At 69.9% G+C, this 18,893-nt stretch carries 16 protein-coding genes, 1 tRNA gene and 1 pseudogene; 16 read left to right on the top strand and 2 right to left on the bottom strand.

Annotated features, from left to right (window positions below):
- Window positions 1–3: 3 nt before the first annotated feature.
- A complete protein-coding gene (nrfD, locus tag ADBZ6K_RS17045) occupies window positions 4–1,089 on the top strand; it encodes an NrfD/PsrC family molybdoenzyme membrane anchor subunit (protein ID WP_526348745.1) in 1,086 nt (361 codons plus the stop codon).
- Window positions 1,090–1,155: 66 nt separating this feature from the next.
- On the opposite strand, the gene selD is transcribed toward nrfD, so the two are convergent.
- A complete protein-coding gene (gene selD, locus ADBZ6K_RS17040) occupies window positions 1,156–2,145 on the bottom strand; it encodes a selenide, water dikinase SelD (protein ID WP_526348743.1) in 990 nt (329 codons plus the stop codon).
- 139 nt (window positions 2,146–2,284) lie between these two features.
- On the opposite strand from selD, the gene ADBZ6K_RS17035 reads away from it, so the two are divergent.
- The 8 genes and pseudogenes from ADBZ6K_RS17035 (at window position 2,285) to lnt (ending at window position 11,984) form a co-directional block, all read left to right on the top strand.
- The gene (locus ADBZ6K_RS17035; protein WP_526348741.1) at window positions 2,285–3,478 is read left to right on the top strand and encodes an RtcB family protein; all 1,194 of its coding nucleotides are present in this window, start codon (window positions 2,285–2,287) and stop codon (window positions 3,476–3,478) included.
- Between the two features lie 33 nt (window positions 3,479–3,511).
- A tRNA-Sec gene (locus ADBZ6K_RS17030) sits at window positions 3,512–3,607 on the top strand.
- A gap of 60 nt (window positions 3,608–3,667) precedes the next feature.
- The gene (gene selA / locus ADBZ6K_RS17025) at window positions 3,668–4,999 is read left to right on the top strand and encodes an L-seryl-tRNA(Sec) selenium transferase (protein ID WP_526348739.1); all 1,332 of its coding nucleotides are present in this window, start codon (window positions 3,668–3,670) and stop codon (window positions 4,997–4,999) included.
- A complete protein-coding gene (selB, locus tag ADBZ6K_RS17020; protein ID WP_526348737.1) occupies window positions 4,996–6,831 on the top strand; it encodes a selenocysteine-specific translation elongation factor in 1,836 nt (611 codons plus the stop codon). The genes selA and selB overlap by 4 nt, the downstream gene beginning before the upstream one ends.
- A 31-nt stretch (window positions 6,832–6,862) precedes the next feature.
- Entirely contained in the window at window positions 6,863–7,246 is a 384-nt protein-coding gene (locus ADBZ6K_RS17015) for a PPOX class F420-dependent oxidoreductase (RefSeq protein WP_526348735.1), read from the top strand.
- Between the two features lie 80 nt (window positions 7,247–7,326).
- Entirely contained in the window at window positions 7,327–7,866 is a 540-nt protein-coding gene (locus tag ADBZ6K_RS17010; RefSeq protein ID WP_526348879.1) for an FxsA family protein, read from the top strand.
- On the top strand, window positions 7,867–9,471 hold the full coding sequence (locus ADBZ6K_RS17005) for an amidohydrolase (protein WP_526348733.1): 1,605 nt from the start codon (window positions 7,867–7,869) through the stop codon (window positions 9,469–9,471).
- A gap of 64 nt (window positions 9,472–9,535) precedes the next feature.
- A pseudogene (gene lnt, locus ADBZ6K_RS17000) lies at window positions 9,536–11,984 on the top strand (apolipoprotein N-acyltransferase).
- Window positions 11,985–11,986: 2 nt separating this feature from the next.
- On the opposite strand, the gene ADBZ6K_RS16995 reads toward lnt, so the two are convergent.
- Window positions 11,987–12,325: an RNA polymerase-binding protein RbpA gene (locus ADBZ6K_RS16995; protein WP_526348731.1), complete on the bottom strand. Its 339-nt coding sequence runs from the start codon at window positions 12,323–12,325 to the stop codon at window positions 11,987–11,989.
- A 125-nt stretch (window positions 12,326–12,450) separates the two neighbouring features.
- Here ADBZ6K_RS16995 and ADBZ6K_RS16990 point away from each other — a divergent pair, with 125 nt between their 5' ends.
- The 7 genes from ADBZ6K_RS16990 to ADBZ6K_RS16960 all read left to right on the top strand — a co-directional run bounded on the left by ADBZ6K_RS16990 (window position 12,451) and on the right by ADBZ6K_RS16960 (window position 18,881).
- Complete coding sequence (locus tag ADBZ6K_RS16990) at window positions 12,451–12,801, top strand: hypothetical protein (protein ID WP_526348729.1); 351 nt, start codon at window positions 12,451–12,453, stop codon at window positions 12,799–12,801.
- Window positions 12,802–12,948: 147 nt separating this feature from the next.
- Window positions 12,949–14,133: an alpha/beta hydrolase gene (locus tag ADBZ6K_RS16985; RefSeq protein ID WP_526348727.1), complete on the top strand. Its 1,185-nt coding sequence runs from the start codon at window positions 12,949–12,951 to the stop codon at window positions 14,131–14,133.
- Window positions 14,134–14,223: 90 nt separating this feature from the next.
- Window positions 14,224–14,946, top strand: coding sequence for a hypothetical protein (locus ADBZ6K_RS16980; RefSeq protein WP_526348725.1), 723 nt, complete (start codon window positions 14,224–14,226; stop codon window positions 14,944–14,946).
- A gap of 177 nt (window positions 14,947–15,123) precedes the next feature.
- Complete coding sequence (locus ADBZ6K_RS16975; protein WP_526348877.1) at window positions 15,124–15,912, top strand: ABC transporter permease; 789 nt, start codon at window positions 15,124–15,126, stop codon at window positions 15,910–15,912.
- Window positions 15,909–16,676: an ABC transporter ATP-binding protein gene (locus ADBZ6K_RS16970; RefSeq protein WP_526348723.1), complete on the top strand. Its 768-nt coding sequence runs from the start codon at window positions 15,909–15,911 to the stop codon at window positions 16,674–16,676. The genes ADBZ6K_RS16975 and ADBZ6K_RS16970 overlap by 4 nt, the downstream gene beginning before the upstream one ends.
- Before the next feature lie 44 nt (window positions 16,677–16,720).
- Window positions 16,721–17,755 (top strand): ABC transporter substrate-binding protein, encoded by a 1,035-nt coding sequence (locus tag ADBZ6K_RS16965; protein ID WP_526348875.1) that lies wholly within the window; start codon window positions 16,721–16,723, stop codon window positions 17,753–17,755.
- Window positions 17,756–17,762: 7 nt separating this feature from the next.
- Window positions 17,763–18,881 carry an LLM class flavin-dependent oxidoreductase gene (locus tag ADBZ6K_RS16960; RefSeq protein WP_526348721.1) on the top strand — a complete coding sequence of 373 codons (1,119 nt, stop codon included), beginning with the start codon at window positions 17,763–17,765 and terminating at the stop codon, window positions 18,879–18,881.
- Window positions 18,882–18,893 lie beyond the last annotated feature (12 nt).

The raw sequence follows: 18,893 nt of genomic DNA, 5'->3' as shown, positions 1-18,893 counted from the left end.
TCGGTGAGCACGTCGGAGTACGACAGCCTGCGTCCACCGGAACCTGTGGGGCGAAAGCTGTTTCGTAAGGGTGGCGGCAAGCGTCGCGGAGGGGGCGACGGCGCTCGTGAGATGCCGATGGTGCCAGAGGCGGAGTTCATCTCGTACTACGGCAGGCCGGTGGTCAAACCCGCACCGTGGGGCCACGAGGTCGGGGCCTACCTGTTCCTCGGCGGCGTCGCGGGTGGGTCTGGTCTGCTGGCCGCGGGCGCGCAGCTGACGGGACATGCCACGCTGCGGCGCAACGCCCGGCTGTCGGCGATGGTCGCGGTGATCCTGAGCGCCGTCGCCCTCGTCATGGACCTGGGCAGGCCGGAGCGATTCCTGAACATGCTGCGCACGGTCAAGCTGACGTCGCCGATGAGCCTGGGGTCGTGGATCCTCAGCGGCTTCAGCGCGGGCATTTCGGTGACCGCGGTCGCCGAGGTGGACCGGATGACGGGGGAGCGGCTGCCGCTGGGGCCGCTGCGCCCGGTGCTGCGCGCGGTGGAGGGCCCGGCCGGGCTGGAGGCGGGGGTGTTCGCTGCGCCGCTGGCGGTGTACACCGCGGTGCTGCTGGCCGACACCGCGACGCCGACCTGGAACGCCGCCCACGAGGATCTGCCGTTCGTGTTCGTCAGCTCGGCGAGCCTGGCCGCGTCGGGGCTGGCGATGGTGACCACCCCCGTCGCCGACGCGGGCCCGGCGCGACGGCTGGCGGTGCTCGGCGTGTTGGGCGACCTGGCCGCGATGAAGTACATGGAACGGCGGATGGACCCCGTCGCCGCCGAGCCGCTGCATCACGGCACTCCCGGGACGATGCTCACATGGAGCGAAAGGCTGGTCATCGCCGGGGGTTTGGGGACTCTGCTGGGTGGGCGGCACCGCGGTGTGGCGGCGCTGTCGGGGCTGGCGCTGATGGCCGCGTCGGCGCTGACCCGGTTCGGGGTATTCGAGGCCGGGCTCGAGTCGGCCCGCGACCCGCGCTACACCATCGAGCCGCAGAAGCGCAGGCTGGCCGCCCGGCGGGCGGCGGGTATCACCGACGACTCGATCACCACCGCCGGCTGAGTTCCCGAGTGATTTCGGCGCGCTTATCGACGCTGAGCGCCTGAAAGCGCGCCGAAATCACGACGGTCAGCGCACCTCGATGCCCGACCCGGCGACGGTATACCCGATCACCGGGTGTCCCGGCAGCTCGCCGACCACCAACAGCCCTCCCGAGGTCTGGGCGTCGGCCAGCAGAAGCAGATTGTCCTCGGAAACATCTGGGCTGCACGACAAATGGGGCCGCACCCAGTCGAGGTTGCGACGGGTCCCGCCGGAGACGAAGCCGTTGCGTAGCGCGTCGAGCGCGGCGGGGATGACCGGTACGGCGGCACGGTCGATCACCGCGCCTACACCCGACGCTCGACACATCTTGTACAGGTGTCCCAGAAGCCCGAAGCCCGTGACGTCGGTGGCGGCGCGTACGCCGAGCGCCACCGCCGCTTCCGAGGCGTCGCGGTTCAGCTCCGTCATCACCGCCACGGCGTCGGCGAACACCTCACCGGTCTGTTTGTGGCGGTTGTTGAGCAGGCCGGTGCCCAGCGGCTTGGTCAAAGTCAGCGGCAGGCCCGGCGTGGCGGCATCGTTGCGCAGCAAGCGATCTGGAGATGCCACACCCGTCACCGCCATGCCGTACTTGGGTTCGGGGTCGTCGATGGAGTGTCCGCCGATCACGGGGCACCCAGCCTGTGAGCCCACCGCCAGGCCGCCGCGCAGCACCTCTGTCATGAGTTCGAGTGGCAGCACGTCCCGAGGCCAGCCCACCAGGTTGATCGCCACCACCGGTCGCCCGCCCATCGCGTACACGTCCGACAGTGCATTCGCCGCCGCGATGCGGCCCCAGTCGTAGGGATCGTCGACGACGGGGGTGAAGAAGTCCGCCGTGGAGAGCACCGCGACGTCGCCGACCAGCACCGCGGCCGCATCGTCGCCGTCGTCGAGACCGACCAGCACGTGCTCACCGGCCTGGCCGGTCAGGCCCCGCACCGCGTCCTCCAACTCACCCGGCGGGATCTTGCAGGCGCAGCCGCCGCCGTGTGCGTAGCCGGTCAGTCGCATCGCCTGGGAGGTGGTGGCCATGACCGCGAGCGTAACGCCACGGTCGGAAATCGAGCCGGACGCCGCCGTGACGTTACCCGCGACGGGGACTGCGCGGATGGGTGACGGACGCGCAAGATTCGATTGAAATGCCCACCGGACCGGCGGGACGATAGTGGTCATGCTCAAGACGAACGCGCCCAAGCTCGTCAACTTCGCCAGCGAGGTTGACGATCTGACGCTGCAGCAGGCACGTGAGATCGCGTCGATGCCATTCGTGCACCCGCACGTCGCCCTCATGCCGGACGCCCACTACGGCAAGGGGTCCAGCGTCGGGGCCGTCATCCCGACCGTTGATGCACTCATTCCGGCCGCGGTCGGAGTCGACCTGGGCTGCGGGATGCAGGCCGCGCGCACCGTCTACACCGCAGGCGATCTCGCGGATCGGCCGCCGCTGAAGGAACTGCGCGCGGCACTGGAAGCCTCGATTCCGATGTCGGCGGGCAACTACAACCGCGGCACGGGCCGGTTCGAGTTCACCGAGCGGCGCATCGCGATGCTCGAGTCGGAGGCTGAGGACAAGGGCGTCGACCTGCAGCACAGTCCGAAATGGCGCGACCAGCTCGGAACGCTCGGTGGCGGAAACCATTTCATCGAGCTATGTCTCGACGAGGCCGACCGGGTGTGGATGTTCCTGCACTCCGGTTCCCGCGGCGTCGGCAACAAGATCGCCCAGCGGCACATCAAGACCGCGCAAAACCTGTGCAAGCGTCGGCTTGTCGACCTGCCGAACCCGGATCTGGCATACCTGCCGCAAGGTGTTGCGGAGTTCGGCGAGTATCTGCGTGATCTCTCGTGGGCGCAGCGATTCGCCTACGAGAACCGCGAGGAGATGCTCGACCGGTTCCGCCTGGCGCTGGCCCGGTACATGGGGGGCGACGCCGCGGTCGCCGTCGAGATCGAGGTCGAACGTGTTGGCTGCCACCACAATTACACCAAGCGTGAGCATCACGGCGGGCAGGACGTGTGGCTGACCCGCAAGGGTGCGATCGACGCGCACGAGGGCGTGATGGGTCTGATTCCCGGCTCGATGGGCACCCGCTCGTATGTGGTGCGGGGTAAGGGATCGGCGGCGGGCCTGTGCTCGGCGCCGCACGGTGCGGGCCGGCGCTACTCCCGCACCAAGGCCCGCCAGCTGTTCACCGTCGACGACCTGGCGGCGCGCATGGCGGGGATCGAGTACCGGCACGGTGAGGCCTGGGTCGATGAGATCCCGGATGCCTACAAGCCCGTCGAGCAGGTGATCGCCGACGCGGCATCGCTGATCGAGGTCTGCCACGAGCTGCGCCAGATCCTCAACTGCAAGGGCACATGACCCACGCGCTAGGTTGAGCGCTAGGTTCACCTCGGAGGCGTTTGGGTTCCTGGTGGGCCCCCCGGTCTTCAAAACCGGTGAGGTCGAGTATCTCGGTCTGGCGGGTTCGATTCCCGTCCGCCTCCGCCAACGGCCCGCCGAGGAGGGATCGCGCATGAGCGCAAGCGAGGAGCCGGAGGCGGATCGCGCATGAGCAGCGCAAGCGAGGAGCCGGTGAGCACCGACCCACGTCGCCTCATCCCGCGTACCGACGCACTGCTGGCGCTTGCGGAGGTCGCGCGGGCCCGCACCCGGCTGGGCGAGCACGTCGTGCGGGAGGCGGTGCGCGACGCCCAGGAGCGGGCCCGCCGAGGCGATCTGTCGCCGGACGCGGTGGCCGAAGCGGTGATGGCGGCGCTGGCCGCGCGTCCGGTCACCACGCTGCGGCCGGTGCTCAACGCCACCGGCGTCCTCGTGCACACCAACCTCGGGCGGGCCCCGCTGTCGCAGGCCGCGCTCGAAGCGCTGGTCGCCGCAAGTGGCTACGTCGATGTGGAACTCAACCTGGTGACCGGCACCCGCTCCAAACGCGGTGTCGCGGCGCGCGCGGCACTGCTCGCCGCTTGTCCTGCCGCCCAGGATGCGCTTGTGGTCAACAATGGCGCCGCCGCGCTGGTGCTGGCGACCACGGCGCTGGCCGTCGGCCTCGGACGCCCCGAGATCGTGGTCAGCCGAGGCGAACTCATCGAGATCGGCGCCGGGTTCCGGCTGCCCGACCTGATCACCTCAACGGGTGCGCACCTGCGCGAGGTGGGGACCACCAACCGCACCCACCTCAAGGATTACGCCGAAGCCGTCGGCCCGCACACCGGCTGCGTGCTGAAGGTGCATCCGAGCAACTTCCGGGTGCAGGGTTTCACCACTGCGGTCGGCTTGCCCGAGCTCAAGGAGCTCACGGCTGCCAACGGCATTGCGCTGCTCAACGATCTGGGCAGCGGGCTGCTGACACCCGATCCGTTACTGCCCGACGAACCCGACGCCGCCACCGCATTGACCCAAGGTGCGGACGTCGTCACCGCCAGCGGCGACAAGCTGCTCGGCGGACCCCAGGCCGGCATCGTGCTGGGCGCCTCGGAGGTCATCGCCCGGATGGCGTGCCATCCGCTTGCCCGCGCCGTGCGCGCCGACAAGCTCACCCTCGCGGCACTGGAGGCCACGCTGGTCGCGGGGGCGCCGCCGGTGACGGCCGCGTTGCACGCCGCCGCCGACTCACTGCGTTCGCGCGCAACGAAACTCGCGAACGCGGTGGGTGCGACGATCGTCGCGCACGACGGCCGGGTCGGCGGCGGGGGAGCACCCGGCGTCCCGCTGCACGGCTGGGCGGTGCGGCTCCCCGAGGGCGTCGCGGCACGCCTGAGAACGGGTGACCCGGCCGTGCTGCCTCGGGTGCACGACGGCGCGTGCCTCGTGGACCTGCGCTGCGTCCCGGAGGCCGACGACGAGCGCCTGCTCGCCGCGGTGCGTGCCGCGCTGGCTCAATGACGGCAACTGACATGAACGGCACCCTGGAATCCGCTGCCGGATTTGTGGTAGCCACCGCCGGACACGTCGATCACGGCAAGAGCACCCTGATCCGTGCGCTGACGGGTATCGAGCCGGACCGCTGGGCGGAAGAACGCCGTCGCGGGCTGACCATCGATCTCGGATTTGCCTGGGCCACATTGCCTTCCGGCCGCGAGGTGGCATTCGTCGACGTTCCCGGCCATCAGCGTTTCCTGGGCAACACGCTGGTCGGGCTCGGTCCTGCGCCGGTGGTGTGTTTCGTCGTGGCTGCCGACGAGGGTTGGCAGGCGCAGTCCTGCGATCATCGCGACGCGATCGCCGCCCTCGACATCCGCCACGGGCTGATCGTGCTCACGCGGGCCGACCGGGCGAGCCCTGACCGCATCGCTCAGACACTGGCGCAGGCGCGCGCCGAGCTGGCCGACACCGGGCTGCGCGACGCTCCCGCGGTCACGGTGTCGGCGGTTACGGGCAGCGGGCTGGACACGCTGCGCGCAGCGCTCGACGAAGTCCTCGCCCGCGTTCCGCCACCCGCCGCCAATGCGCGCGTGCGGCTGTGGATCGACAGGTGCTTCACCATCACCGGCGCGGGGACGGTGATCACCGGGACCCTGTCGGCCGGGACGGTGGCGCTCGGCGACCGGCTGGAGCTGTTCGGCGCGAGCGGTGCAAACCCGGTGGTGGTGCGGGGACTGCAGAGCCGCGGCGCCTCGCTCCCCGCGATGGGACCGGTGGCCCGGGTGGCGCTGAACCTGCGCGGCGTGTCCCACGACGACGTCCGCCGCGGCGACACACTGCTGACCCCGGACGCCTGGCCGACAACCGGCACCGTGGACGTTCGTCGCACCACCGGAGGCCTGCTGAGCGAGGCCGTCGAGCAACTGCACGTGCACGTCGGCACCGCGTCGGTGCCCGCCCGGCTGCGACCGTTCGACGACGACCACGCCCGCCTGACACTGGACCGCCCGCTGCCGCTGGTTCTCGGTGACCGGCTGGTGCTGCGCGACCCCGGCAGCCGAATGATCGCCGGAGCCCAGGTGCTCGACGCAGATCCTCCTACGCTGCGTCGACGCGGTGACGGCGCACGCCGTGCGGCGGCGCTTGGCGCGATGGACCCCGGCGGCGACGTCACTGTCGAAGTGGCCCGCAGGGGTGCCGTCGAGGCGACTCACCTGCGCCGGTTGGGCCTGCTGCCCGACCGGCACGCTCCCGTCCCCGACGGAGTACTGGAGCTGGACGGGTGGTGGGTGCACGGCGCGACCTACGACGCGTGGAAACAACGGCTTCGCACGGCGCTGGATGAACTGCACACCCGAGACCCGTTGGCGCCGGGCCTTTCCCACGGTGCCGCCCGTGACCTACTCGCCCTGCCCGCCGAATCTCTGCTGGGCGCGGTGGCACGCGACGCCGGACTCGAGCGGGACGGCGGGCACGTCCGGTTGGCGGGCGCAAGCGCCGACCTCGGTCCCGCCGAACGGGCGGTCGCCGAGCTGGAGGAGCGGTTGCGGGCCGAGCCGTTCCGGGCGCCGGAGGCCTACGACTTGGCGGCCCTTCGCCTCGGCAGTCGTGAGCTGGCGGCGGCCGAGCGGGCCGGGCGTCTGCTGCGACTGGGTGACGGTGTGGTGCTGCTTCCGACCGCTCCGGCGTTGGCGATGCGCTCACTGGCACGGCTCGACCAGCCGTTCACCACCAGCCAGGCCCGCGTGACGCTGGGAACGACCAGGCGGGTGATGATCCCGCTCCTCGAACACCTCGACGTCCGCGGCTGGACCCGTCGGCTCGACGCCGGACACCGCGAGGTGGTCCGCTGAACCTGTCGGGGCATCCGGCTACGTTGGAGTCATGGCTCCCACCTTCGCCGACGTCGCGACCGCCAAGTACATCCAGCTCACCACCTTCACCAAGGACGGCAAGCCCAAACCGACACCCATCTGGGCTGCCCCGGACGGCGATCGCCTGCTGGTGATCACCGAGGCGGACTCCTGGAAGGTCAAACGGATCCGCAACACGCCACGCGTCACGATCGCGCCCTGCGACGTGCGCGGCAATGTCAAGGGTGAGGCCGTCGACGCGACGGCGGCGATCCTGGACCGGTCCCAGACCGGCGTGGTGTACGACGCGATCGGCAAGCGATACGGCCTGGTCGGCAAGGTGTTCAACATGTTCAGCAAGCTGCGCGGCGGCATGACCAAGAACATCGGGCTGGAACTGCGGGCTGCGGGCTGACTCCACCCTGACCGGCGCGAGTAGCGTGAGGAACCCGATGCCGATGCGGATCGTTGGTGGGACATGATCGTTGGTGGGACATGGTGATGCGGCTGTTCCTGATCTACGCCGTGGTCGAGATGGCGGTGATCGTCGCTCTCACGGCGACCATCGGTTTCGGCTGGACGGTCCTGGCCCTGGCCGGGACCTTCCTCGCGGGTCTGGCGCTGGCCGGCTCTCAGCTCCGGCGCCACGTGCAGCGATTGCAGGCGGGCCTGTCCGGTCCGGGGGTGCAGGGGCAGATGGGACTGGCCACCGACAGCCTGCTGGTGGCGCTCGGCACCGTCCTGGTGGTGGTGCCCGGGTTGGCGAGTTCGCTGGTCGGCGCGCTGCTGCTGCTGCCGCCGACGCGGGCGGTCGCGCGACCGCTGGTGACCGCGCTTGCGGCGCGCAAGGTCGCATTCATCACCGCCGGAGCTACAGGTGTGGGGGCGGCCGCCCAGGGCTACCGGACCTATCGCGGCAGCCAACCGGGCGGGCTCGCCGACTACATCGACGGTGAGGTGATCGAGGTCGTCGACACGGCGCCCGATCCCACCACGGACACCCAGCCGTCCGCGCTGGAGCGCAAAACCGACTAAGTGACCACCCTTCTCCTCAACGGCCGGGTGCACAGTCCGGCCGCGCCCGACGCGACCGCGATGGCCGTTCGTGACGGCGTGGTCGCCTGGCTGGGCAGCGACGCCGTCGGTCGCGCCCAGTACCCGGATGCGCACATCGTCGACCTCGACGGCGGCTTCGTGTCGCCCGCGTTCGTCGACAGCCACGTCCATGTGACCGCGACGGGCCTCAGCCTCACCGGCCTCGACCTGCGGCAGGCCACGTCACTCGAACACTGCCTGACGCTCATCGACGACTACGCCCGCACCCAACCCGACGGCCCGATCTGGGGTCACGGATGGGACGAGTCGGGTTGGCCGGAGCGCGCCGCACCCAGCACCGACGACCTGGATCGGCTGCTCGGCGACCGGGCGGCCTACCTCGCCCGCGTCGACGTGCACTCGGCTGCGGTGACATCGGCGCTGCGCCGGATGGCTCCCGGCCTGGACGGAACGGCCGGATACCACCCGCGGCGCCCTCTCACCGCCGACGCCCACCACCGGGTACGCACCGCCGCACGCGGCATGCTCACCCCGCAGCAGCGCCATCAGGCCCGGGTGGCCGCACTCGACGCCGCCGCCCAGCGGGGCATCGTCGCCGTCCACGAATGCGCGGGCCCCGACATCGGCGGCCTCGATGACTGGCTGGAGTTGCGCGCGATCGACCACGGCGTCGACGTGATCGGCTACTGGGGTCAGCCGGTGACGACCGCGGCGCAGGCCCGCGAGCTCATCGCCACGACGGGCGCGTCGGGATTGGCCGGTGATCTGTTCGTGGACGGGGCGCTCGGCTCGCGCACCGCGTGGCTGCACCGGGCCTACGCCGACGCGCCCGACTGCTGCGGTAACGCCTACCTCGACGGCGAGGCGATCGAGGCTCACCTGCTGGCTTGCACCGAAGCCGGGGTCACCGCGGGGTTCCACGTGATCGGTGATGCCGCCGTGACCGCCGTCGTCGATGCGCTGGAGCGGGTCGCCGAGCGCCTCGGCTCGCCGGCTATCGCCCGGTGCGGGCACCGGCTCGAACACCTCGAAATGGTCAGCGGGGAGCAGGCCCATCGGCTCGGGTCCTTGGGGGTGATCGCCAGCATGCAGCCCGCGTTCGACGCGCTGTGGGGCGGAGCCGACGGCATGTACGCCCAGCGCCTCGGAGTCGATCGGGCCCGGGGGCTCAACCCTTTTGCGCTGTTAGCATCCCAAGGCGTGCCCCTCGCGTTCGGCTCGGACAGCCCCGTCACCAGGATGGATCCGTGGGCGGCCGTGCGCGCCGCGAGCGCTCACCGCACGCCGGAAAGTTCGGTGTCGGCCAGGGCGGCGTTCGCCGCGGCGACCCGCGGCGGCTGGCGCGCAGGTGGTGTCCGCGACGGCGTCACCGGCACCCTCGTCCCCGGCGCCCCGGCGTCGTACGCGGTGTGGGAGACCGACGACTTCGAGATCGCGGTGCCCCGGCATGCGGGTTCGGCGGGCGTGCTGCGCTGGTCTATCGATCCGCGGTCGCGGGTGCCCGCCCTGCCCCGGCTGGGAGCCGACGACACGACACCGCGCTGCAGGCAGACCGTCCACCGCGGTGCCGTGCTCCATGGCTAGCGCACCACCCGAGCCTGCACGCGACGACGCCGCGGCAGGCCCGTCACCGTCGCGCGCCGGGCGAATCGGCAGGGCGCTGGCCGCTCGCGCACCCCGGCTGCTGGTCGCCGTGATCGCCGGCCTGCTGCTGTGCATCAGCTTCGCCCCGTACGGCTGGTGGTATACCGCGTTCGTCGCGTTCGCCCTGCTCGGGTGGCTGCTGACCCGTCCTGCGACCACGGTGGCCGGGGCGCTCGGGTACGGCTTTCTGTTCGGGGTGGCGTTCTACGTGCCACTGCTGCCCTGGATCAGCGGTCTGGTCGGCGCGCTTCCGTGGTTGATGCTGGCACTGGTGCAGGCCCTGTACCCCGCCCTGTTCGGGGCGCTGGCGGTCGTGGCGCGACGGCTCCCGGGCTGGCCGCTGTGGTTCGCCGCGCTGTGGGTGGCACAGGAATGGGTCAAGTCGTCGGTGCCGTTCGGTGGGTTCCCGTGGGGTGTCGCCGCCTACGGGCAGACCAACGGCCCGCTGCTGGCCATCGCTCAGATGGGTGGTGCGCCGCTGCTGTCGTTCGCCGTCGCGGTGACCGGGTTCAGCCTGGCGGCCATCGGGCTGGAGATCGTCGGCTGGTGGCGACACGACGACAGCGGGGCCGCCGCGCCGCCCGCGGTGCTGATACCCGGCGTGTGCATCAGCCTCGTGCTGCTGGCCACGGCGCTGATCTTGCCGCAGCTGCGGCATTCGGCGGCGGGCGCTGTCGACGACCGGTCCATCACCGTGGCGGCCGTGCAGGGCAACGTGCCGCGGCTGGGGCTGGAGTTCAACGCGCAGCGGCGCGCCGTGCTCGACAACCACGTGCGGGAAACCCAGCGGTTGGCCGACGACGTCCGCGCGGGGCGCGCCACCCAACCGGCGGTGGTGATCTGGCCGGAGAACGCCTCCGACATCGACCCACTGGCCAACCCGGACGCCGCGCAGCAGATCTCTGCGGCGGCCGAAGCGATCCAGGCCCCGATCCTGGTCGGCACCGTGCTGGCCGCGCCCGGCTACAGCCGCGACAACCCCGTGGCCACCAATTCGGTGCTCGTGTGGGATCCGGCGTCCGGCCCCACCGACCGGCACGACAAGCAGATCGTGCAGCCGTTCGGGGAGTACCTGCCCTGGCGGAGCTTCTTCCGGCACCTGTCGTCCTACGCGGACCGCGCGGGATACTTCGTGCCCGTCGACGGCACCGGCGTCGTGCACGCCGCAGGTGTGCCCATCGGGGTGACCACCTGCTGGGAGGTCATCTTCGACCGCGCCGCCCGCGAGTCGGTGCTCAACGGGGCACAGCTGCTGGCGGTGCCGTCCAACAACGCCACCTTCGACCAAGCCATGAGCGAACAACAGCTCGCGTTCGGCAGGCTGCGGGCCGTCGAGCACGACAGGTACACCGTCGTCGCCGGGACCACCGGGATCAGCGCCGTGATCGCGCCCGACGGCAGGGAATTGGCCCGCACCGGCTGGTTCGAGCCCGCCTACCTCGACGTCGCGATCCGGCTCAGGACGGACCTGACTCCCGCCACCCGATGGGGACCGGCCATTCAGCTGTTCCTCGTTGCGGTCGGAGTCGCTTCGGTGCTCGCCGCGATGCTGCAGAATGGAAGGTTCGTGCGTCGTCGGAGTGACACGACCAGCCCGGTCACGCCCACGACGACCGCAACCTTGAAGGAGCCACATGACCGTCTCAGGGGGTAGCACCGGGCGGCCCGGGGATACATCCGGCAACGGTGAACGCCCGAGTCAGCGCACCCTGGTGATAATTCCCACCTACAACGAGCGGGAGAACCTGCCGTTGATCGTCGGGCGCGTCCACAGCGCCTGTCCCGACGTGCACGTGCTCATCGTCGACGATGGCAGCCCCGACGGCACCGGCGAGTTGGCCGATCAGCTGGCATTGGACGATGCCGACCGGATCCACGTCATGCACCGCACCGCCAAGGCCGGCCTGGGCGCGGCGTATCTCGCCGGATTCGCCTGGGGGCTGAACCGCGGTTACTCGGTGCTGGTGGAGATGGACGCCGACGGCAGTCACGCACCCGAGCAACTGCACCGGCTGCTCGATGCGATCGACGCAGGCGCGGACCTGACCATCGGGTCGCGGTACGTCCCGGGTGGGACCGTGCGGAACTGGCCCTGGCGCCGGTTGGCGTTGTCGAAGACCGCCAACACCTACTCGCGGATCCTGCTCGGTGTCGACATCCACGACATCACCGCCGGCTACCGCGCGTATCGGCGCGAGGTGCTGGAGAAGATCGACCTGACGGCGGTGGACTCCAAGGGCTACTGCTTCCAGATCGACCTGACCTGGCGCAGCATCAACAACGGCTTCGTGGTCGCCGAAGTGCCGATCACATTCACCGAGCGTGAACTCGGCGAGTCGAAGATGAGCGGCTCCAACATCCGGGAGGCGCTGTTCAAGGTCGCCGAATGGGGTATCCGCGCCCGCCTGGACCGGGCCCGCGGGGCCGCGTCGGTCCAGGCCGGACGGCGGTAGCCTCAGCTACCGCGTCTGCGCGACTTGAGCAGTTCGAGGCGCTCCTTGAGCAGGTCCTCGAGCTCGTCGACCGAACGGCGCTCCAGCAGCATGTCCCAGTGGGTGCGCGGCGGCTTGACCTTCTTGGGTTCCGGAATGTCGCCCTCGATGAGGGTGCCTTCCATGCCGTTGCGGCACAGCCAGGTGCCGGGGATCTCGGCGTCGTCGGCGAACGGGACGTCGAACTCCTCGCCGTTGTCGGTGCGGTAGCGAGCGACCTGACGGGGCGCCAGGTCGTGGTTGCGGTCGGTCTCGTAGCTCACAGCTCCGAGGCGACTGCCTCGCAGGACACGATCAGCCATCGTCAACACTCCCTTGCACGAACCGTTTTGTCCGGATATCCAACGCGGAGGCCGTCCGCGAAGTTCCCGACTCAGCCGGAGATGATACGCGGTTTCCGCCGGTGGGCCGTCTACAGTCGGGTTCCGTGGCATCCTCGATCACCCGACCGAGCCGTTCGCGACGTCTCCAGCCGTGCCGCTGGTGCGGCCGCGAGGTGCCCGATTCCGGGATGGGCAGGCGGCGCCAGTACTGCAGACAGTCCTGCCGTCAGCGGGCCTACGAGCAGCGGGCCATGATCAAGGGCACCATGCTCGCCGCCGATGCCGTCGTGCTGTCCGCCGAGGAGGCCTCCCAGCTTTCCGACCGGGTTTACCAGGTCCGCTGCGCCGCAGAGGACGTCGCGATCGCGATCGAGGAGGGGGCGCCCGGCGCCGAGCTGAGGCAGCTGTGCGACGAACTCATGCGTGCGGCGCGGGCGGCGGATGGTTGGCGCTAGCCCGTGGGCGGCGCTCACAGCACAGCCACAGCTGAGCGGCAGGTAGGCCGTACGATTGGCCCCGGATGACACGAATCGAACCCGGAAAGACCTAGCCGAGACGGGGTATCGCGGACGTTGGCCAGCACCGAACCAGCACCGGCGCGCGTGTGGCGGTGGGACGAATTCGTGCTGGACACCGGCACGTACGAACTGCGGCACGCGGGCGAGGTGATCCGGGTCGAGCCGCAGGTGTTCGACGTGCTGACCGAACTCGTCCGCAACCACGACCGGTTCCTCAGCAAGGAGGAGCTGTTCGACGCGGTCTGGGGCGGGCGGTTCGTCGGCGAGGCCGCGCTGACCAGCAGGATCAAGGCGGCACGCCGGGCGCTGGGCGACGACGGCGAGTCGCAGCGCTACATCCGCACGGTGCGTGGGCGCGGGTATCAGTTCGTCGGCACCATCATGGCCGACGGCGGCCCGCGTGAGCAGCCGCTACCCGAACCGCCGGTGCCACGCCAGCACATCGCCTTCTGCCGTGCGGCCGACGGCATCCGGCTGGCCTACGCGGTGGCGGGGGAGGGCCCACCGCTGGTGCGGGCAGCCAACTGGATGACCCACCTGGGGTACGACATCGAAAGTCCGGTGTGGAAACACTGGGTGCGCGATCTGGCGATGACGCACACGTTCATCCGCTACGACGAACGTGGCTGCGGGCTATCCGACTGGGAAGCAAAGGATTTCACGTTCGACGACTGGGTCACCGACCTGGAGTCGGTGGTCGAGGCGGTGGGACTGGACCGCTTCCCGCTGCTGGGGGTGTCCCAGGGCGGCGCCGTCGCGGTGGCCTACGCCGCTCGTCATCCCGACCGGGTCAGCAAGCTCGTGCTGTGCGGCGCGTACGCCCGCGGGCGCGCCGTCCGGGCTATTGATGACGAGGAAAAGCGTGCCGCCGCACTGGATCTCGATCTGGCGCGGGTCGGCTGGGGCCGTGACGATCCGGTGTTCCGCCAGGTGTTCGCCGCACAGTTCCAGCCCGACGGCACCCGGGCCGACTGGGCGGCGTTCGACCAGTTGCAGCGCCGCACGACCTCACCGGAGAACGCGGTGCGATTCCTGACCGAGTTCGCCCGTATCGATGTGCGCGAGGAAGCAGGCCAGGTCCGCTGTCCCACCCTGATCATGCATTCCCGCGACGACCACCGGGTACCGCTGCGGTTTGGCGAGGAACTGGCCAGCCTGATTCCCGACTCCAGTTTGGTGGCGCTGGCCAGCAACAACCACCTGCTGACCGCCACGGAGCCGGCCTGGCCGATGTTCCGCGACGAGTTACGTGGCTTCCTCGCGGCCTGACGACGCTTTGCTCCAAGGTCGCTGCGGATCTCCACGCAATCTCCACGCGATCTCCATGTGCCAGGGCTTCCCGCCATCCATGCTGGTCACATGAAAACCCACACCCGCATCCTGCTCCTCGGTGTCGGCGCGATGTTCGCCTTCGGCACCCTGACTGCTTGCTCGAGTGGCACCTCAACGGAGGCATCGACGGCTTCTCCGTCCGAGCCTTCCGAGCCGGCCGCCACGACCGCGCCCGCGACCGCCGCACCCTTCCCCGAGAACGCCCGATACATCGCCGACATGGAGAAGGACGGCAAGACCATGACCATCGGCATCTCCGTCGAGGGCGACGAGATCGCCGCCTACGCCTGCAACGGCACCGACGACGAGGCCTGGTTCTTCGGCGATCAGGCCGACGGCGCCATCGACATCACCTCGCGGTTCCGTGACACGCTCAAAGCGTCGTTCGACGGGACCGACGTCGAGGGCGACCTGACGATGGACGGCGTCACTTACACCTTCACCGCCCTTCCGGTGGTCGATCCCGCCGGGATGTACACCGCCGAGCTGGACGGCGTGCGCGCTTCCTGGGTGCTGCGGCCCAACGGTTCCGCTACGGGCGTTCAGTTCAACGGACTGAGCGGGCGCAACTTCGAGCAGGCCGAACTGCAGATCCTCAGGGACGACCAGTTCCGCTCCGAGGTGCGTAACAAGCGGCTGCTGCAGCAGGCCAACCAGCTCACCCGGCTGCAGAACGGGTCCTTCGGATCCACCATCAATGACAGGCCGGTGACCGCCACCCTGGTGACCGGAAAGTTCCGCTTTAGCTGAGCGGTCGAAGCGCCCCTTGCCCCGCAGCCCCGCCGCAGTGCCGATCCGCATCGGTACTCCGGCGGGGCTGCTGCTTTGCTCACGTTTGCTCACGTTTTCCTCACGGCGAACCAAACCCTTCATTCCCGCGGTCGCGGTGCATACCGTTCACTTCTCGTGACAAGCCTCGTCGGATCGGTGCCCGCGTCAGCCGCGGCGGCCGTTAAGGGTGCCCGGAGCGCGCGGACCTGGGGCCTGGTTCGGCTGGTGTCTCCGATCGTGCTGCTGGGGCTCTGGCAGCTGGGCAGCGCCACGGGTCTGATCCCACAGGATGTGCTGCCCGCCCCGTCGCTGATCGCGGGGGCCGGCGTGGAACTCGTCCGCACCGGCGAACTGGCCGATGCGCTGCGCGTGTCGGGTGTCCGGGTGATCGAAGGTCTGCTGCTCGGCGGGGTCGTCGGCGTCGTCCTCGGCACCGCGGTCGGGTTGTCCCGGTGGGCGGAGGCCACCGTCGACCCGCCGATGCAGATGTTGCGGGCGTTGCCGCATCTTGGCCTCATCCCGCTGTTCATCCTGTGGTTCGGCATCGGTGAACTGCCCAAGGTGCTGCTTGTCGCGCTCGGGGTGAGTTTCCCGCTCTACCTCAACACCTTCTCCGCCATCCGCCAGGTCGATCCCAAACTCTTCGAAACCGCTCAGGTTCTGGGCTTTTCGTTCTGGCAGCGGTTCCGCATCATCATCGCGCCGTGCACCGCGCCCCAAGTGCTGGTCGGCCTGCGGCAGGCGCTGGCGATCGCGTGGCTCACCCTGATCGTCGCCGAACAGATCAACGCCGACAAGGGGATCGGCTTCCTGATCAACAATGCCCGCGACTTCCTCCGGATCGACGTCATCATCGTCGGGCTGATCGTCTACGCGATGCTGGGCATCGGCACCGACGCGATCGTGCGGGTGCTGGAACGCCGCGCCCTCAGGTACCGGCCATGACCGTGACATTCCCGGGCGGGGACGCCAATCACGTTGCCGCACAATCCGACAGCGATGTCGTCGGCGAGTTGAGCGGGGTGAACAAATGGTACGGCGAGCACCACGCGCTCGTCGACGTCTCCGTGCGGGTCGCTCGCGGTGAGATCGTGGCGTTGGTGGGGCGCAGCGGATCGGGCAAATCGACAGTCCTGCGGGTGCTGGCGGGCCTGTCCACCGACCACACCGGTGAGCGGACGGTGGCGGGCGCCCCGGCGCTGGCGTTTCAGGAGCCGCGGCTGTTCCCCTGGCGTGACGTGCGGACCAACGTCGCTTACGGACTGACCCGACTCACGGTGTCGAAGGCCGAAGCTGCCCGGCGTGCGGCGGTGGCGCTGGCCGCCGTCGGGCTGGCCGACCGCGCCGAGGCCTGGCCGCTCACGCTGTCCGGTGGCCAGGCCCAACGGGTTTCGCTGGCCAGGGCGCTGGTCGGTGAACCCGAGCTGCTGCTGCTCGACGAACCGTTCGGCGCGCTGGATGCGTTGACCCGGTTGAGCATGCGTGCGCTGCTGCTTGAGCTGTGGCGAGCGCACCGGTTCGGTGTGCTGCTCGTGACCCACGACGTCGACGAGGCTGTCGCGCTGGCCGACCGTGTCCTGGTGCTCGAAGCCGGGCGGGTGGTGCACGAACTCGACATCACCGATACGCGTCGCTCATCGGCCGACCCGTCGCCGAACACGGAGCGTTACCGCGCCGAACTGCTTGACAGACTCGGCGTGCGGATCTGACACAGCACCCCAGCAACACGAAAGAGGGAACAGCCATGTCCGCCATGTCCACTGCCGGACGAGCGATCGCGGCCCGCGCGGCCGTCCTGCTGCTGAGCACCGGCCTTCTCGCCGGCTGTGTATCGCGCGAGGAGACCCAGGGGGCGCAAGAGGCGCCCCCAACCGTGCCGCTGTCGGAACTCACCGACGTGACATTGCAGATCGGCGACCAGAAGGGCGGCACGGAGTCGCTGCTGAGGGCGGCGAACGCACTGGAGGGTGTGCCCTACACGGTGGTGTTCTCCACCTTTACATCCGGCCCGCCGCAGGTGGAGGCGGCCACCGCGGGCAAGATCGACTTCGCCATCACCGGCAACACCCCGCCGATCTTCGGCGCCGCATCCGGCGCCAAGGTGAAGGTGGTCTCCGCCTACAACGGCGGTGGTGTCGGAGACCAGATCCTGGTGCACGCCGACTCGCCCATCCAGTCGATCGCGGACCTGCGCGGCAAGAGCATCGCCGTCGGCAAGGGCAGCTCGGCGCACGGCCACATCCTGGCCCAGCTGCAGCGGGCGGGGCTGACACCCGAGGACGTGAAGCTGGTGTTCCTGCAGCCCGCGGACGCGCTGTCGGCGTTCACCGGCCACCAGACCGACGCCTGGGCGATCTGGGATCCCTACACCGCGCAGGCCGCGGCGCAGCTGCCGGTGCGCAGCATCGGGCAGGCCAAGGACGTCACCAACGGCTACTGGTTCGGCATCGCCTCCGATCAGTCGCTGGCCGACCCCAAACGCAACACCGCGCTGGCCGACCTGCTGGTCCGGTTCGAGAAGGCGGCGCGATGGGCGCGTGAGCATCCCGAGCAATGGGCGGCAAGCTACGCCGCGGCGGTGGGCCTGGACCCCCAGGTCGCCGAGGTATCCCAGTCGCGCAGCCTGCGGCTGCCCACCGAACTCGACGATCAGGTGATCGCGTCCGAGCAGAAGATCGCAGACCTGTTCGCACAATCAGGCCAGATCGCGACCGCGCCGGATATCGAGAACTGGGTGGACCGACGCTACAACGATGTGTTGCGTCCCGGCCTGATCAGCGCCAGCTAGGAGTGAAATGAGCGTTCAACCCGAAACGTCGGCCGCACGCGGGAAGTTCTTCTGGTTCCTGCCGACCAACGGTGACAGCAGGTCCATTGTTGGCGCGTCGCACGCATCGTCGCATCACACCGTGCCCGCCAACTACCGGCCGCCCACCCGCGGATATCTCGCCGAGGTGGCCCGCGCGGCCGACCGGCTCGGGTTCGAGGGGGTGCTCACCCCGACCGGAACCTGGTGCGAGGACGCCTGGTTGACGGCGGCGGCGCTGCTGGCCGAGACCGAACGGCTGAAGTTCCTCGTAGCCTTCCGGCCCGGTCTGGTGCCGCCGACGCTGGCCGCCCAGCAGACCGCGACGCTGCAGCGGTTCTCCGGTGGGCGGGTGCTGTTGAACATCGTCAGCGGGGGTGACGACAAGGAGCAGCGGCGGTTCGGCGACTCGCTCAGCCACGACGAGCGGTACGCGCGTACCTCCGAATTCCTGCACATCGTCAACGCGGTGTGGCGGCAGGAGACCGTCGACTTCGCGGGCCGCTACTACGACGTGACCGATGCGCGGGTGTCGGCTCCGCCGGATCCGGTGCCGCAGATCTATTTCGGCGGTTCGTCGGCCGCGGCGCTGCCCGTGGCGGCCGAACACGCCGACGTCTATCTCACCTGGGGCGAACCACCGCCGGCCGCGGCGGCCAAGATCGCCGAGGTGCGCCGGCTGGCCGAGGAGCGTGGCCGCGCCGTGCGGTTCGGCATCAGGCTGCACACCATCAGCCGGGACACGTCGGCGGCGGCGTGGGCGGTCGCCGACGAACTGCTGGCGGGGCTTTCCCCCGAGCAGATCGCCAACGCCACACAGCTGCACGCACATTCGGAATCGGAAGGACAGCGCCGGATGACCGCCCTGCACGGTGGGCGGGTCGACCAGCTGGAGATCTACCCCAACCTATGGGCCGGTGTCGGGCTGGTGCGCGGCGGTGCAGGCACCGCGCTGGTCGGCAGTCACGCCGAGGTGGCCAACCTGATCTGCGAGTACCACTCGCTGGGCTTCGACGAGTTCATCCTGTCCGGGTATCCGCACCTGGAAGAGGCGTACTGGTTCGCCGAGGGTGTGCTGCCGCTGCTCCAGCAGAAGGGCGTCGCCTGACGCACGCGTTCG

It is taken from the genome of Mycobacterium sp., assembly GCF_044223235.1.
Lineage (GTDB): Bacteria > Actinomycetota > Actinomycetes > Mycobacteriales > Mycobacteriaceae > Mycobacterium.
The sequence above is the reverse complement of the archived record's forward strand: the minus strand, read 5'-3'. Positions and strand labels throughout refer to the sequence as shown.